Here is a 15,097-nt window from a genome sequence, read left to right on the forward strand (position 1 = left end):
TGCCCATCAGAACGCCTTGAACGTCATCGTGGTCAGGGTGCGGTGGATGTCGGGTATGTCGAACAGGTTCTCGGCCAGATAGCGGCCGACGTCCTGATCCTCGGGGATGTAGACCTTGGCGATCAGGTCGTATTCGCCGCTGGTCGAGAACAGCTCGCTGACCACCTCGCGGTCGTAGATCGCATCGGCGACCTCGTAGGTCTTGCCGGGCGCGCAGCGGAACTGGACGAAGACGGGGCGCATGATTTGCTCTCCTTGGGCGTCGCGGCGATGCTAGCCCGCCCGCTGCGGCACGGTCCAGCCCCCGCGGCCCAGTCCGCGATGGAAGCGCAGCCAGAGAAGCAAGGCCGAGACGGAAAGACCGGTCAGCAGTCCCATCCACAGCCCCGCCGGACCAAGGCCCAGCGTGAAGGCGAAGAGATAGCTTCCGGTCAGCCCGAAGCCCCAATAGCCGATGATGGCAAGGACCAGCGGCACGCGCGTGTCCTGCACGCCGCGCAAAAGGCCCTGCAGGATCACCTGCGCCGCATCCGCGATCTGGAACACCGCCGCCCAGAACATCAGCCCCACGGCCACCAGCAGGATTTGCCCGCTGGCCGGGTTGGCGCGGTCGAGATAAAGCCGCACCAGATCCTCGGGCCAGGTCAGGAAGATGCCGACAACCACCAGCGCGAAGGCCAGCGAGAGGACAAGCACCGCCGCGCCGACCCGGCGCAATGCGTCGAAATCGCCGCGACCGAACGCCTCTCCCGCGCGGATCGTGGCGGCGTTCGACAGCCCCAGATGGACCATGAAGGCCAGCGAGGCGATCTGCAGCGCGATGCCGTGCGCGGCCAGTTCCGTGGTCCCGATCCAGCCCATCATGATGTTGGTGCCAGCAAACAGCGCGACCTCGGCCACCACGGCCGCGCCGATCGGCAGACCCAGACGGAACAGGCGGAAGAAGGCCGGCCAGTCGGGCCGCCAGAACCGCCGCATCAGCGTGTAGCGGCGCGCCTCGGGCAGCCACAGCGCATAGGCCAGAAGGCCCGCAAGCTGCGCGGCATTGACCGTGAGGCTGGCGACGGCGGCACCCGCGACGCCCAGTTCCGGCGCGCCCCACTCGCCAAAGATGAAGGCCCAGTTCAGCGCCACGTTCAGCGGCAGGCCCGCCAGCGTGATCCACATCACGGGCGATGGACGTCCCAGCGCGGACAGATAGGAATTCAGCACCATCCCCGCCAGCACCAGCGGCATCGCGGGGATCATGATACGAAGGTAGTCCTGCGCCAGCATCGCGACGGCGGGCACCTGCCCCAGCGCGATCAGGATCGGCCCCGACCACCACAGCAGCGGGGCCATCGCCACGGCATGCAGCACGGACAGCCACAGCGCCATGCGGGTGACCCGGCGGACCTCGACATCATCGGCGCGCCCGCGCGCGCCCGCGATCAGCCCGGACCCGCCAAGGGCATAGCCGGAGCCCAGCAGGAACAGCAGCAGGAACATCGCCGAGGCCAGGACCAGCGCCGCCAGCGCCTCGACACCGTACCAGCCGACCATCACTGTATCGGCGACGCCGATTGCCATGCGCGCGACATGGCTGCCGATCAACGGCAGGCCAAGCGCCAGCGTGGCGATCAGGTCGGGGCGAAGTTTCGCGAGGGGCATGATCCGCCATTATCCCGTGCCCATGAAACCGGCAAGTCCCTGCCCGCCTAGGGCCACGCCGCACGCTTGCCCGGACCCGGCGCTTCTGCAATAGACGGGTCAGTTCTGGGGCCTTGTCCCCCGGGCCAATCCCGAAGGAGCGCCCATGACTTTCCGCGCCCGCCACCTGCTTGGCATCGACCATCTCGGCCCGCCCGAGATCGTGACGCTCTTGGATCTGGCCGAAACCTATGTGGATCTGAACAAGCGCACGGTGAAGCATTCCGACGCGCTGGCCGGCATGACCCAGATCAACATGTTCTTCGAGAACTCGACCCGCACGCAGGCCAGCTTCGAGCTGGCCGGAAAGCGTCTTGGCGCCGACGTGATGTCGATGTCGGTCGCCCATTCGTCGGTCAAGAAGGGCGAGACGCTGATCGACACGGCGCTGACGCTGAACGCGATGCATCCCGACATTCTGGTCGTGCGCCATCCGCAATCGGGGGCCGTGAACCTGCTGGCGGAAAAGGTGAATTGCGCAGTCATCAACGCCGGCGACGGGCGGCACGAACATCCCACGCAGGCGCTTCTGGACGCGCTGACGATCCGCCGTGCCAAGGGGCGGTTGCACCGGCTGACCATCGCGATCTGCGGCGACATCGCGCATAGCCGCGTCGCCCGGTCGAACCTGATCCTGCTGGGCAAGATGGAAAACCGGCTGCGACTGATCGGTCCGCGGACGCTAATGCCCGCGGGCGTCGCCGATCTGGGCTGCGAGGTCTATGACGACATGCGCGAGGGCCTGAAAGGCGCCGACGTGGTGATGATGCTGCGGCTTCAGCGCGAGCGGATGGACGGCGGCTTCATCCCGTCCGAGCGGGAGTATTTCCATCGCTGGGGGCTGGACGCCGAAAAGCTGGCTCTGGCCGCGCCGGACGCGATCGTGATGCATCCCGGCCCGATGAACCGCGGGGTGGAGATCGACGGAACGCTGGCCGATGACATCAACCGCAGCGTGATCCAGGATCAGGTGGAAATGGGCGTCGCCGTGCGCATGGCGGCGATGGACCTGTTGGCCAGGAATCTACGCGCCGAACGCGGGCGCGCACTGGCCGGGCCGGGGCTGTGGGATGGCTGAGCCGGACCTTCAGCCGGGCGAGACGGTGGAGCGCGTAATCCGGGCCGAGGACCGCGCCATCCTGCGCTCCGCCGGTGTGGCGACGTTGATCGCAGGCATCATCCTGGGGCTGATCGCCTGGGGCGAACAAGGTTTCGACGGCGGGCGCTTCGTGATCGCGGTGGCGCTGTTCGGGGCGGTGATCCTGTCTGCTGGCTGGCTGATGGATCGCGGCCGGGAATGGGTGCTGACAGACCGCCGCATCATCGCACCGGGCGGGCGCAGCCTCGATCTGGATGCCAATCTCCGCATCCGCCGCCTGATCTACGCGCTGAAGCTGAGCCAGCGGGGCCACATGCCGATCACCATTCGCGGGGTGTCGGGGCTCGGCGCCGTGTCGCGGCAGATCACCGAAATCTGCCTGAGAAACTCGACCGGGGGCCGTCCATGATCATGCATTTCCAGAACGCCCGGCTGATCGATCCCGAGGGCCTGTCGGACGAGCCGGGCAGCCTGACGGTCGAGAACGGGCGTATTGCCGCCCTCGGCACGGATGCGCCGGAGGGCGCGACGGTCATCGATTGCAACGGGCGGGCGCTCGCACCTGGGATCGTCGATTGGGGCGTGAAGATCGGCGAGCCGGGGGAGCGGCACAAGGAAAGCTTCCGTTCGGCGGGCCTTGCCGCTGCCGCCGGTGGTGTCACCACGATGATCGTGCGCCCCGACACGGTGCCGCCGATCGACACGCCCGAGGCGCTGGAATTCGTCGCCCGCCGTGCTGCCGACGCGCCGGTCCATATCCGCCACATGGCCGCGCTGACCAAGGCGCGCGAAGGGCGCGAGATGGTCGAGATCGGGTTTCTGTACGACCTGGGCGCGGTGGCCTTCACCGACGGGGTGCGGGTCGTCACCGACACCAAGGTGCTGTCGCGGGCGATGGCCTATGCGAAAGGCATCGGCGCATTGATCGTGGGCCATCCGCAGGATGCGGGGCTGTCGAAGGGCGCGGCGGCGACATCGGGCAAGTTCGCGAGCCTCTATGGCATCCCCGCCGTCTCGCCCATGGCCGAGGTGATCGGGCTGGACCGCGACCTGTCGCTGGTCGCGATGTCGGGCTGCCGGTGGCACGCGGACCAGATCACCGTGGCGGACGCCCTGCCCGCGCTGCGCCGGGCGCGCAAGGCGGGGCTGGACGTCAGCGCTGGCACCTCGATCCATCACCTGACGCTGAACGAATTCGACGTGGGCGATTACCGCACCTTCTTCCGCTTCACCCCGCCGCTGCGGTCGGAAGATGATCGGCTGGCGATGGTGCAGGCGGTCGCGGATGGCGAGATCGACGTGATCGCGTCCTTTCACACACCGCAGGACGAAGAGAGCAAACGCCTGCCGTTCGAAGCGGCGGCCCCCGGCGCGGTCGGCCTGCAAACGCTGCTGCCGGCGGCGATGCGGCTTTACCACTCGGGCGCGCTCAGCCTGCCGCAATTGTGGCGCGCGATGGCACTGAACCCGGCAAAGCGGCTTGGGCTGGACGCGGGACGGCTGTCCAAGGGCGCCCCCGCCGATCTGGTTCTGTTCGACCCCGACGCGCCCTTCGTGCTGGACCGCTTCACACTGAAATCGAAATCGAAGAACACGCCCTTTGACGGCGCCCGGATGCAGGGCAAGGTGCTGGGGACCTGGGTCGCGGGCGAAAGGGTGTTCGGATGATCGCAATCCTGTGGGCGGTGATCGGCTACCTTCTTGGCGCGATCCCCTTCGGTCTGGTCATCACGCGCGCGCTTGGTCTGGGTGACCTGCGCGCCATCGGGTCGGGCAATATCGGCGCGACCAACGTTCTGCGCACCGGCAACAAGCCTGCGGCGCTGGCGACGCTGCTTCTGGACAGCGGCAAGGGCGCCATCGCGGTACTGCTGGCGCGCCATTTCGGCGGCGAGGGTGCCGCGATGATCGCGGGCGCGGCGGCGTTCCTGGGCCATTGCTTCCCGGTCTGGCTGGGCTTTCGTGGCGGAAAGGGCGTCGCGACCTTCCTGGGCACGGTGCTGGCGCTTTACTGGCCGCTGGGCCTGGTAGCCTGTGCGACCTGGCTCGCGGTCGCGGTGATCCTGCGTATCTCGTCGCTGTCGGCGCTGATCGCGGCGGCGTCGAGCCCGCTGGTGGCACTCGCGATGGGGCGGCCCGCGCTGGCCTTGACCGTCGCCTTCATGGCGATCCTGATTTTCGTGCGTCACCGCACCAACATCGCCCGCCTGCGCGCAGGGACCGAACCGAAGATCGGCGGCAAGGGTTAAGAGGCGCCCGCGAACCGTCACGAAGATGAGTTCGAACTGTCGCCATTCTGTCAGATCGGCCGATTAGGAGGAGCGGGTTAACCTTTACCCGCTCTGATTGACGAGGACCCGATGCCCATACGATTTCTGACCCTGGCCGCGCTGCTGGCCATGCCGCTTGTCGCCGCCCCGGTACATGCCGCCACCTACGACACGCTGGACGGCACCGCGCCGATCGTGGTCGCCCATCGCGGCGCCAGCGGCTACCTGCCGGAAGAAACGCTGGGCAGCTATGAGCTGGCGATGCAGATGGGGGCCGATTACATCGAGCCCGACCTGCAACTGACCAGCGACGGCCATCTGGTCGCGATGCACGACACGACGCTGACGCGGACCACCAATGTCTCGTCGCTCTTCGCCGCAAGGAATGGCAGCTACCGGGTCAGCGACTTCACACTGGCCGAGATCAAGACGCTGACGGTCAAACCGACCGGTGCCTTGTCGGAACCCGACTCGACCTATCCGGGCTTCACGCCCAGCATGGCCGATCCCTACAAGGTGCCCACCTTTGGCGAAGTGCTGGACACGCTGACGGCCTACAACGCGGCGAACGGCACCAAGATCGGCATCTATCCCGAATCGAAAGCGCCGCACGATCCGGTCAAGAACCGCCGGATCATCGAGGTGCTGAAGGACAAGGGATACACCAGCGCCGAAGATCGCGTGATCCTGCAGACCTTCGCCAATGAAAGCGTCGTCGACCTGAATGCGCTGCTGGCCGAGAACGGCATGGAAGCCGAACTCGCACAGTTGGGCTCTGTCGTGCTGTCGGGTGGCATTTACGGCGTGCGCGGATCGGACGGAACGAACTCGCTGGCCGATATCGCGAAATTCGCGACCGGCGTCGGCGTCAGCTTCGGCGGCATCACCGAGGCGTTCATCCGCGACGCCCACGCCCTTGGTCTGAAGGTGCATGCCTACACGTTCCGGCCCCTGTCCGAGGATGAGGCCTTCGCGCTGATCAACCCTTATCTCGACTGGGGTCTGGACGGCTTCTTCACCGACTACACCGATTTCGGTCGCGCTGTGGTGGATGCGCAATCGCCCGCACCGGTGCCGCTGCCGGCGGGAATGCCGCTGCTGCTGGCCAGTCTTGGCGGATTCGCGTGGCTGCGCCGCAAGGCCGCCTGACATCGCTGCGAGCTTGGGCCCGGCGCGCTACGGCGCGCCGGGCTTTTCTTACGGCCGGTTCGCCATCCGCTCGACAGCCTCGGCGGTCCGCCGGGTGTTGTTGTAGATGCCCAGGCCAAGATAGACGAATCCGCCCATGATGATCAGGTAAAGCGCGCCGCCGATCCAGATCGCCAACGCCTGCAGGATGCCGCCCTGCGGCCCGAACAACGCGGCGCCGCCACCGATCAGAACCGCGATCGCGCCGAGCACGATCACCACATTGATGATCCGCTCCATCCACAGGATGAAAAAGTCGCGCATGAAGCTTCCCTTCCGAAAATGCGTCCGGGTGACGGTCGCACCCGAACGGAGGTCGGGCAAGCTCAATAGGAATATTCGGCGTAGATCCGCGACAGATCGCCCTGCCATTCGCCGTGATACTTCGCGAGAAGCTCGTCCGAGGGAACGATGCCGCTGTCGACACTTTCGCGCAGCGCGTTCAGGAAATGCGTCTCGTCCGGGATCAGACCGCCCGCGCCCGGGCGCGCGCGAGATTTCAGCCCGGCCTCGGCAATTTCCAGCACCTGCCGTGACAGGTCGTGCAGCTTGACGCCGTTATATTCACCCGCCAACGCCTCTTTCCCCGCCGCGCGGCGCAGGCCTTCGCGGGTGTCGTGGTCCCAGCCCTTGATCAGATCGCTTGCCGCATCCAGTGCGGACTGGTCGTAAAGCAACCCGACCCACAGCGCCGGCAGTGCACAGAGCCTGCGCCACGGTCCCCCATCGGCGCCGCGCATCTCGATGAACTTCTTCACCCGGGCCTCGGGGAAGACGGTCGTCATGTGGTCGGCCCAGTCGGACAAGGTCGGGATTTCGCCCGGCAGCGCGGGAAGTTCGCCTTTCAGGAAGTCGCGGAAGCTTTGCCCCAGCGCGTCGATATACTTGCCGTCGCGATACACGAAATACATCGGCACGTTCAGGACGTAATCCACCCACGCCTCATAACCGAAACCGTCCTCGAACACGAAGGGCAGCATCCCGGTACGCGCCTCGTCCAGGTTCTGCCAGATATGGGCGCGCCAGCTTTTCATCCCGTTGGGTTTGCCGTCGAGGAAGGGAGAGTTGGCGAAAAGCGCGGTCGCCACCGGCTGCAGCGCCAGCGCGACGCGCAGCTTCTGCACCATGTCGGCTTCCGATGCGTAATCCAGATTCACCTGAACGGTGCAGGTGCGGTACATCATCTGCGTGCCAAGCTCGCCCACGCGCCCCATGTAATCGGTCATCAGCCGGTAGCGCCCCTTGGGCATCATCGGCATCTGGTCCTGCGACCAGATCGGTGCCGCGCCGAGACCGATGAAACCGGCGCCAAGGTCATCGGCGACGGCCTTCACCTCGGCCAGATGCTGGTTCACCTCGTCGCAGGTCTGGTGGATCGTCTCAAGCGGCGCGCCGGACAGTTCAAGCTGACCGCCGGGTTCGAGGCTGACATTGGCGCCGTCGCGCTGCAGCCCGATGATGTTGTCCTGTTCCAGGATCGGTTCCCAGCCGAAGCGTTCCTGCAGACCGGTCAACATCGCCTTGATCGAACAATCACCCTCGTAGGGCAGCGGCAGGTGATCGTTCTTGCGATAGCCGAACTTCTCGTGCTCGGTCCCGATCCGCCAGTCGGCCTTCGGCTTCTCGCCCGAGGCGACATAGGCGGCCAGCTGGTCGCGGCTTTCGATGGGGCCACCGCCCTGCTGGGGTATCGACATGGGACGGGCCTTTCACGGTTTGCCAGTCGGCCACAGGTGGCAACAGGCCGGGGTCAAGTCAAGCCGCGATCCCGCCGGCTCCATACAGTGGTCGCAGAGGGCGCGTCCGGCCCGGCACCGCGGCGAAGCGCGTTGCTGATCGCCCCCATGTCCATTCCGGGCAGTGCGGCGAACCCGTGGGCAAGGCTTTCTGCCCCTGCCGCTTCCAGAGGCACCAGCAGCGCCTGCCCGTCATCGCTTTTCAGACGCCAGTGCAGATGGCCGTTCAGCCGCAACAGCCGAATCTCCGTCAAGTCGCGCAGCGCCAGCTGCCCGCCCAACAATTGGGCGCCGTAATAGCGCACCGCGCCTTCGTCGATCTCGACCATGCCGGGCGCGGCGATGTCGTGGTGGAAGCGGCGCCTGCGGATTGCGCCCAGCGTCCAGACCAGCGAAACGCCGACGCCGAACAGGCCGAGCGCCGCGAAGAACCATCCGCCCCAGAACGTCATCCAAAGCGAAAAGAGCCCGATTACAATGGCCGCCCCGACTTCGGCCCAATCCCGCGCAAGGCGCTGCACGCCCGGTCGGATCATGCGCGATCTACCATCGCGTCAGCGCGTCTTCGTCGCTGCCCTTCGCCTCGACCCAGGAACCTGCGCCGTCGCGGCCGATCTCGCGCTTCCAGAACGGCGCGCGGGATTTGAGGTAGTCCATCAGGTATTCGGCGGCCTGAAACGCTTCGGCCCGGTGGCGGGCGGCGGTGGCGACCATCATGATCGCCTCGCCCACCGCCAGCCGACCGTGTCGATGGATGACAAGGCAGTCCGTGAGGTTCCAGCGCTCCGCGGCGCGGTCGGCGATGTCGGTCAACGCGGATTCGGTCATGCCTGGATAATGTTCCAGCTCCAGCGCCACCATCGCGCCGGTGTCATCGCGCACGATGCCCGAAAAGGTCACGATCGCGCCGGCCCCCGCGCCGAAATCGGCCAGTTCGGCGGACAGGTCGAACGGTTCGGACTGAACGCGGATGGCCATCTCAGCCACCGGTCATCGGCGGGAAGAACGCAACCTCGCGGGCATCCGCAAGTGGCGTGTCGAGATCGGACAGCTGCTGGTCCACGGCGACCCTGACCGCCGTCAGATCGGACAGCGCGGCGTCGTGATAATCGTCGATCGCACGCAATTCGACGACCAGATCGCGCACCGTCGCGGCCTTCGTCTCGACCCGCTCGCGCGGTTGGCCCACGCGTTCGCGCAGCCATGCAAAGTAAAGGACGTCAAGCTTCACCCTTCGGCTCCTTCAGCCAGGGCAGCGCCTTCGTGAAATAGTCCCACCCGGTCCAGGCGGTCAGCGCCGCCGCCACCCAGATCAGCGCCAGACCGACCTGCGTTGCGAGATCGGACCAGCTGTCCGACCAGGGCAGCCCGGTTTCGCCCACACGCGGCGGCTGCCCCCGTTCGACGAAGGCGAGCCCGGTGCCGAGGAACAGGACCGAGATCGCGACCATCTGCGCTGTCGTCTTCCACTTGGCGACCTTGGTCACCTTCAGCGCGCGCGCATCGTCACCCAGGAACTCGCGCAGGCCAGACACAAAGACCTCGCGGAACAGGATCACGGCGACAGGTAGGATCAGCCATGGGTTCATGCCGGAATAGCCCGTGATTACGACCAAGGCGATCACCACCATCGCCTTGTCGGCAATCGGGTCCATCGCGGCGCCAAAGCGGCTTTCCTGTTCCCAGCTTCGCGCCAGATGCCCATCGATCCAATCCGTCACGGCGGCGAGGACGAACAGTGCCAAAGCCGCCCAGTCCGCCCATGGCCGCGCGAAATAAAGGAACATGACCGGCACCAGCGGCGCGGCGATCAGGCGGAACAGGGTCAGGATGTTCGGAACGGTCCAGCGCATGGCGCCAATCTAGGCAACCCGCGCGCCGGGGGGAAGGGCCGCCGGTAGGACGACGGCCCAACCGATCAGGCTTCGGCCAACGCCTCGGGGTGCAGGTCGAAGTCCCGGCCGCCGGTCGAAAGGCGCAACGCCCTGATCCGGCTTTCACCGAAATGGTGGCTGCGATGGCCAAGCACCACGATATCGTCGCCCGGACCGATGTCGCGCGGGGTCAGCCCCGCGTCGCGAATGCGGCTGCGCCCGGTAAGGTCGATGGTCCAGTTCAGGCCGTCTTCGGCGCGGACCTGGATCGTGGGGTCGCTGCCGGTCACGTTCACGTCGGTGACCCGCGCGGCCATCGTCAACGGTTCGGCGTCGAAATCTCCCCAATCCGCGCGGCCGATGCCGTCGTCAGGGGCACGCAGGACGAAGAGGGCGCGGTCGGGCATCATGGCAGTGAGGGGCATGATCGCTTCCTTCGGTCAGATTGTGCGGATGTCTGAGCAGGGAACAATCATAACGCGATTTTGTTCCCGCCGTGAGGTACTGCCTTACCAACCCCTTAGCGCGGCGGTTCAGGCACCCAGATCGCCGATCTGTCGTCGCCATAGGCGGTCGCCCGCCCATCGAGGATTTCGGTTGCGACCCAGGCACAGATGATGCCGTCGAACTGATCCTCGAAAGCCTTCAGCGCAGCCAACCGATCCTGAGGATCGGGCAGCGCCAGCATCGTCGAACTGCCCGGTAAAACGCAGTCAAGCCGGTCGAGGATCGCGCGCCACTGCTCCACCAGGCGCTGCTTGCGCGGTTGGGGTGGCAGCAAGGGTCGATATTTCGCCGCGCGCGCGACCTTGTAAGGCAGGCGCCGGTCGGCGCCCATCAGGTGGATCAGCGCGGGATGGGGATAGACCTCGGCAAGGCGGCCAGGTTGCCCCTTGGTCAGCAGCGGGTAGCCGGCCGCCGCGAAGTCCGCGCGCAGGCGGTCCGCGACGGGCCCCGGCCTCAGCGCAGTTGGCGAATGGGTTGCGGCACCCCGCGCCGCGAAGGCGCGGCTGACGCCGGTGTCCGATGCCCGCCGCCCGGTGATCGGGTCCAGCGACAGCGGCATGTCGACCGTCACCAGATCGGGCGGTGCGCCGACCAGTTCGACGCACCGCGCAATCAGCAACGCGGTCGTTGGCAGGACATCGCTGTTGAGGAAGGCGGCGTAGCTGGGCCAGACCCCGGCGAGCCGCCAGGCGCCCTCCTCCACTGCCAGTGCGACACCGCTGGGATGATGCAGGGTCCAGGCGGCGTCGATCCCCAGAACGACACGCAATGGATCAGCCTTGCGCGTGGAAATGGTCGTAGATCGTCTTGGCCATCGCCGCGCTGATTCCGTCGACAGCCTGCAGATCGGCCATCGCCGCCCCGCGCACAGCCTTGGCGCTGCCGAAATGCGCCAGCAACGCACGCTTGCGGGCCGCGCCGACGCCCGGAACGTCATCAAGCGGATTGGCCAAGGCCTGTTTCGCGCGCCGCGCGCGGTGGGTGCCGATCGCCCAGCGGTGAGCCTCGTCCCTGAGACGCTGGATGAAATACAGAACCGGATCGTTCATCCGCAGGGCCATCGGCCGGGCGCCCGGGCGGTGGAATTCTTCCTTGCCCTGGTCGCGGTCGATGCCCTTTGCGACGCCGATGATCGGTATGTCCTCGACCCCCAGATCGCCAAGAATACCCTCGACCGCCGAAACCTGGCCCGCGCCGCCATCGATCAGCAGAAGGTCCGGCCAGGCTTCGGTCTGCCGATCCGGGTCCTCCTTCAGCAGACGCTGAAAACGACGGGTCAGCACCTCTCGCATCATGCCGAAGTCGTCGCCGGGCGTGATCTCGGTGCCCTTGATATTGAACTTGCGGTACTGGCTCTTGATGAAGCCCTCCGGCCCCGCGACGATCATGCCACCGACGGCAGCCGCGCCCTGGATATGGCTGTTGTCGTAGATCTCGATCCGGCGGGGCGCGGCGGGCAGTTCGAACGCCTCGGCCACGCCTTCCAGAAGCCGCGCCTGCGCGGCGCTTTCCGACATCCGCCGTGCAAGGCTTTCAGCGGCGTTGCGCAGAGCGTTGTTGACCAGTTCCTGCTTTTCGCCACGCTGCGGGACGGCCAGTTCCACCTTCCGTCCGGCGCGTTCGGCCAGAACCTCGGCCGTCAGTTCCGGGTCTTCGGCGCCGTGCGACAGCAGGATCAGCCGCGGCGGCGGCTTGTCATCGTAGAATTGCAGCAGGAAGGCCTGCATGACCTCATCCGCGCTCTCTGCCCCGCCGAGACGCGGGTAGAAGTCGCGATTGCCCCAGCTCTGGTTGCCGCGGATGAAGAAGACCTGCACGCAGGCCTGCCCATTTTCCATGTGCAGCGCGACGATGTCGGCTTCGGCCACGCCCTTGGGGTTGATCGCCTGCACCGACTGGACCGCCGTCAGCGCCCGGATCCGGTCACGCAGGGCGGCTGCACGCTCATACTCCATCGACTGCGCCGCCTCGGCCATATCGCGGCCAAGCTGCGCCTGGATCGCGGTGGACTTACCCTGCAGGAAGCGTTCCGCGTCACCGACCAGCGCGCCGTAATCCTCGGCCGAGATCCGGCCGACGCAGGGCGCGCTACAACGCTTGATCTGGAACAGAAGACACGGGCGGGTCCGCGTCTCGAAGGTGCTGTCCGAGCAATTGCGCAGTAAAAAGACCCGCTGCAGTTGCGTCAGGGTCCGATTGACGGCGCCGGCGCTGGCGAAGGGACCGTAGTAATCGCCCTTCTCGGACTTGGCGCCGCGGTGCTTCTTAATCTGTGGAAAAGCGTGCGACTTGGCGACCAGGATGTTCGGGAACGACTTGTCGTCGCGCAACAGCACGTTGTAGCGCGGCTTCAGCTGCTTGATGAGGTTCTGTTCCAGCAGCAGCGCCTCGGTCTCGGTGCGCGTCGTCAGAAACATCATCGAATGGGTCTCGCGGATCATCCGCGTGATGCGCGCTGAATGGCCCGAGACGCGCGCATAATTCGACACCCGCGCCTTCAGATCGCGGGCCTTGCCGACATAGAGAACCGCACCCTGAGCATCCAGCATCCGATAGACACCGGGGCTGGATTCGAGATTGCGCAGATAGCGTTGGATGGCGGCCTGACCCGTTCGGGGCGGCTTGCCGGTCTGGGCGTCTGTCATGTCATCAAGAAAGTGATTCCCGCCTTCGACTGCAAGTTTCCGGCGGTCGGATCAAGGACAAACCTGTCCACGGAATCTGTGGATAAGTCTGTGGGTGAGGGTTGGTCTGGTATCCGAAACACCAGCAATTAGAGGTTGTATCGAGGTTTGCCCAATGATTAGGCAATAATACAATGCATTGATCTGGAACGATATTTTATGTGATCTTGGCAAGGCACTGATTTTCAAACCAGATTCATGAAGCTTTCGTGAAGCCGTTCGTGACGGTGCACAAGTTGCGCGTTCGCGGCCGCGACAACCTACGAGATGCCCCGTATATCGGGCGTCCGCCATCCCAGGTGCTGGCCGCCATCGACGCAGATCAACTGACCCGTGACCGCCTTTGCCTCCAGCAGGTAGGACAGCGCCGCGGTCACGTCGCCTGCGTCGGCGCCACGCTCTAGAATCGTGGCCGCGCGTTGTCCGGCGAAATGCTCATCGCTTTGCCTGATGCCCTGTACGGTCGGACCGGGGCCGATCCCGTTCACCCTGATGTCCGGCGCCAGCGCCTGCGCGCTGGTCCGCGTCAGTGCCCACAGACCTGCCTTGGCCAGCGAGTAGGTCATGAACTCCGGCGTAGGCTTCAAGACTCGCTGGTCCAGCATGTTGACGATCATGGATTGCGCCACCGGTTCGGTACCCGAACGGTCGGCCTTGGGCGCTTGTTCGGCAAAGGCCTGGATCAGCCAGAACGGGGCCCGCAGGTTCGAGCCGATATGACGCTCCCAGCTTTCCGGCGTGGCGCTGGCAAGATTGTCGTATTCGAAAATCGAGGCGTTGTTGACCAGGACCGACAGCTGACCCATCGCGGCGGCGATATCGGGGATCAGCGCCCGCGTCGCCGCGACGTCCAGCAGGTCGGCCTGGAAGGTCCGCGCCACGACGCCCATCGCGCGGGCCTCCTCGGCGGTCGCCTCGGCCTCGTCGGCCGACGACTGATAATGGATCGCCACGTCGTATCCGCGCCCTGCCAACGACAGCGCTATTGCTCGACCTATGCGCTTGCCGGCACCGGTGACCAGCGCGACACTCACAGCAGCACCATCAGATAGGCGGCATAAAGCGCGATCAACGCGAGCCCCACCCGCTTGCCCATTCGCAGGCCACGGAAAAGGAACGGGTACAGCAGCGCGGAACTGGCCAGCATCACCCAGATATCGAGACGGATCATTTCACGCGGGACCGGCAACGGTGCGATCACCGCGGTGATGCCCAGGATCGCCAGGATGTTGAACAGGTTCGATCCGACGACATTGCCCAACGCCATGTCGGCGCGCCCGGCCCGCGCCGAGGCGAGCGATGCGGCAAGCTCGGGCAGCGAGGTTCCGACAGCGACCAGGGTCAGCCCTATCACTGCCTCGCTGACGCCGAAAAGACGCGCGATATCGGCCGCACCCGTGACCAGCAGCTGTGCCCCCAGGGGCAATGCGACAAGACCCATGGCCAGCCACACCGCAATCATCCGGCGGCTGGCCTTGGCGTCGGCGCCTTCCAGTTCGGTTTCGGCCGCAGGCTCGGCCGTGGACAATTGCCGCCACAGGACCAGTCCGAGCATCACAAGCAGCAGAAGGCCGTCCAGCCGCCCGATGGGAGCCAGCAGCGCAAGAAGCACCAAGGCCGCCGATGCGGCCATCATCATCACCCAGCTTTCGCGAAGATCCAGGCCGCGCGTGGGAATGCCGGTCACCGCCGCACAGAAGCCGAGGATGATCAGCACGTTCGCGATATTCGATCCGACGACGTTGCCAAGCGCGATGTCCGTGGTCCCGTTCAGCGCGGCAGAAACGGAAACCAGCAATTCGGGGGCCGAGGTGCCGAAGGCAACGACCGTCAGGCCGACGATTGCGGGTGCGATCCCCAGCCGCAGGGACAGGTTCACTGCACCGCGGATCAACCGGTCGCCGCCTACAACCAGCAACCCGATCCCGGCCAACACGAAAAGCAGATCAACGATCACGACGCGATATCCCCAGAAGTTTTGCCATAATGCGACGGAAGCCAGGCCCCGCAACGATTGCCAGGCCGACGACGACGATAAGAAATGCCAGGA

Annotated in this window: 18 protein-coding genes; 5 read left to right on the plus strand and 13 right to left on the minus strand. The window is 65.9% G+C overall.

From position 1 onward, the window contains the following. Positions 1-6 precede the first annotated feature (6 nt). Positions 7-243, minus strand: a complete 237-nt coding sequence (locus MLD63_RS12885; RefSeq protein WP_255330308.1) for an Lrp/AsnC ligand binding domain-containing protein — start codon at positions 241-243, stop codon at positions 7-9. 30 nt (positions 244-273) lie between these two features. Further along, positions 274-1,650, minus strand: a complete 1,377-nt coding sequence (locus MLD63_RS12890) for an MATE family efflux transporter (protein WP_255330309.1) — start codon at positions 1,648-1,650, stop codon at positions 274-276. A 145-nt stretch (positions 1,651-1,795) separates the two neighbouring features. On the opposite strand from MLD63_RS12890, the gene MLD63_RS12895 reads away from it, so the two are divergent. The 5 genes from MLD63_RS12895 to MLD63_RS12915 all read left to right on the plus strand — a co-directional run bounded on the left by MLD63_RS12895 (position 1,796) and on the right by MLD63_RS12915 (position 6,207). After that, entirely contained in the window at positions 1,796-2,767 is a 972-nt protein-coding gene (locus MLD63_RS12895) for an aspartate carbamoyltransferase catalytic subunit (RefSeq protein WP_255330310.1), read from the plus strand. After that, positions 2,760-3,197, plus strand: a complete 438-nt coding sequence (locus tag MLD63_RS12900; RefSeq protein WP_255330311.1) for a hypothetical protein — start codon at positions 2,760-2,762, stop codon at positions 3,195-3,197. The genes MLD63_RS12895 and MLD63_RS12900 overlap by 8 nt, the downstream gene beginning before the upstream one ends. Next, positions 3,194-4,456 carry a dihydroorotase gene (gene pyrC / locus MLD63_RS12905; RefSeq protein ID WP_255330312.1) on the plus strand — a complete coding sequence of 421 codons (1,263 nt, stop codon included), beginning with the start codon at positions 3,194-3,196 and terminating at the stop codon, positions 4,454-4,456. Before MLD63_RS12900 ends, pyrC begins: the two co-directional genes overlap by 4 nt. Further along, on the plus strand, positions 4,453-5,037 hold the full coding sequence (plsY, locus tag MLD63_RS12910) for a glycerol-3-phosphate 1-O-acyltransferase PlsY (RefSeq protein ID WP_255330313.1): 585 nt from the start codon (positions 4,453-4,455) through the stop codon (positions 5,035-5,037). Before pyrC ends, plsY begins: the two co-directional genes overlap by 4 nt. Positions 5,038-5,148: 111 nt before the next feature. Further along, positions 5,149-6,207: a glycerophosphodiester phosphodiesterase family protein gene (locus MLD63_RS12915; protein ID WP_255330314.1), complete on the plus strand. Its 1,059-nt coding sequence runs from the start codon at positions 5,149-5,151 to the stop codon at positions 6,205-6,207. 48 nt (positions 6,208-6,255) lie between these two features. Here MLD63_RS12915 and MLD63_RS12920 read toward each other — a convergent pair whose 3' ends face one another. The 11 genes from MLD63_RS12920 to MLD63_RS12970 form a co-directional block, all read right to left on the minus strand. Then, positions 6,256-6,510 carry a hypothetical protein gene (locus MLD63_RS12920; protein ID WP_255330315.1) on the minus strand — a complete coding sequence of 85 codons (255 nt, stop codon included), beginning with the start codon at positions 6,508-6,510 and terminating at the stop codon, positions 6,256-6,258. A 62-nt stretch (positions 6,511-6,572) separates the two neighbouring features. After that, the gene (locus MLD63_RS12925) at positions 6,573-7,943 is read right to left on the minus strand and encodes a glutamate--cysteine ligase (RefSeq protein ID WP_255330316.1); all 1,371 of its coding nucleotides are present in this window, start codon (positions 7,941-7,943) and stop codon (positions 6,573-6,575) included. 53 nt (positions 7,944-7,996) lie between these two features. Then, positions 7,997-8,518: a hypothetical protein gene (locus MLD63_RS12930; RefSeq protein ID WP_255330317.1), complete on the minus strand. Its 522-nt coding sequence runs from the start codon at positions 8,516-8,518 to the stop codon at positions 7,997-7,999. A gap of 7 nt (positions 8,519-8,525) precedes the next feature. Next, positions 8,526-8,960 (minus strand): molybdenum cofactor biosynthesis protein MoaE, encoded by a 435-nt coding sequence (locus MLD63_RS12935; RefSeq protein WP_255330318.1) that lies wholly within the window; start codon positions 8,958-8,960, stop codon positions 8,526-8,528. Between the two features lies 1 nt (position 8,961). Beyond that, entirely contained in the window at positions 8,962-9,213 is a 252-nt protein-coding gene (moaD, locus tag MLD63_RS12940) for a molybdopterin converting factor subunit 1 (RefSeq protein WP_255330319.1), read from the minus strand. After that, entirely contained in the window at positions 9,203-9,835 is a 633-nt protein-coding gene (gene pgsA / locus MLD63_RS12945) for a CDP-diacylglycerol--glycerol-3-phosphate 3-phosphatidyltransferase (RefSeq protein ID WP_255330320.1), read from the minus strand. Before pgsA ends, moaD begins: the two co-directional genes overlap by 11 nt. 65 nt (positions 9,836-9,900) lie before the next feature. Next, on the minus strand, positions 9,901-10,281 hold the full coding sequence (locus MLD63_RS12950) for a hypothetical protein (RefSeq protein WP_255330321.1): 381 nt from the start codon (positions 10,279-10,281) through the stop codon (positions 9,901-9,903). A gap of 95 nt (positions 10,282-10,376) precedes the next feature. Further along, positions 10,377-11,132 carry a DUF429 domain-containing protein gene (locus MLD63_RS12955; protein WP_255330322.1) on the minus strand — a complete coding sequence of 252 codons (756 nt, stop codon included), beginning with the start codon at positions 11,130-11,132 and terminating at the stop codon, positions 10,377-10,379. A 4-nt stretch (positions 11,133-11,136) separates the two neighbouring features. Further along, the gene (uvrC, locus tag MLD63_RS12960) at positions 11,137-13,008 is read right to left on the minus strand and encodes an excinuclease ABC subunit UvrC (RefSeq protein ID WP_255330323.1); all 1,872 of its coding nucleotides are present in this window, start codon (positions 13,006-13,008) and stop codon (positions 11,137-11,139) included. A gap of 299 nt (positions 13,009-13,307) precedes the next feature. Then, positions 13,308-14,081 (minus strand): SDR family oxidoreductase, encoded by a 774-nt coding sequence (locus MLD63_RS12965; RefSeq protein WP_255330324.1) that lies wholly within the window; start codon positions 14,079-14,081, stop codon positions 13,308-13,310. Further along, positions 14,078-15,004 carry a calcium/sodium antiporter gene (locus MLD63_RS12970; RefSeq protein ID WP_255330325.1) on the minus strand — a complete coding sequence of 309 codons (927 nt, stop codon included), beginning with the start codon at positions 15,002-15,004 and terminating at the stop codon, positions 14,078-14,080. The genes MLD63_RS12965 and MLD63_RS12970 overlap by 4 nt, the downstream gene beginning before the upstream one ends. Between the last annotated feature and the right edge of the window lie 93 nt (positions 15,005-15,097).

The sequence above is a fragment of the Paracoccus albicereus genome, from assembly GCF_024359525.1.
GTDB lineage: Bacteria > Pseudomonadota > Alphaproteobacteria > Rhodobacterales > Rhodobacteraceae > Paracoccus > Paracoccus albicereus.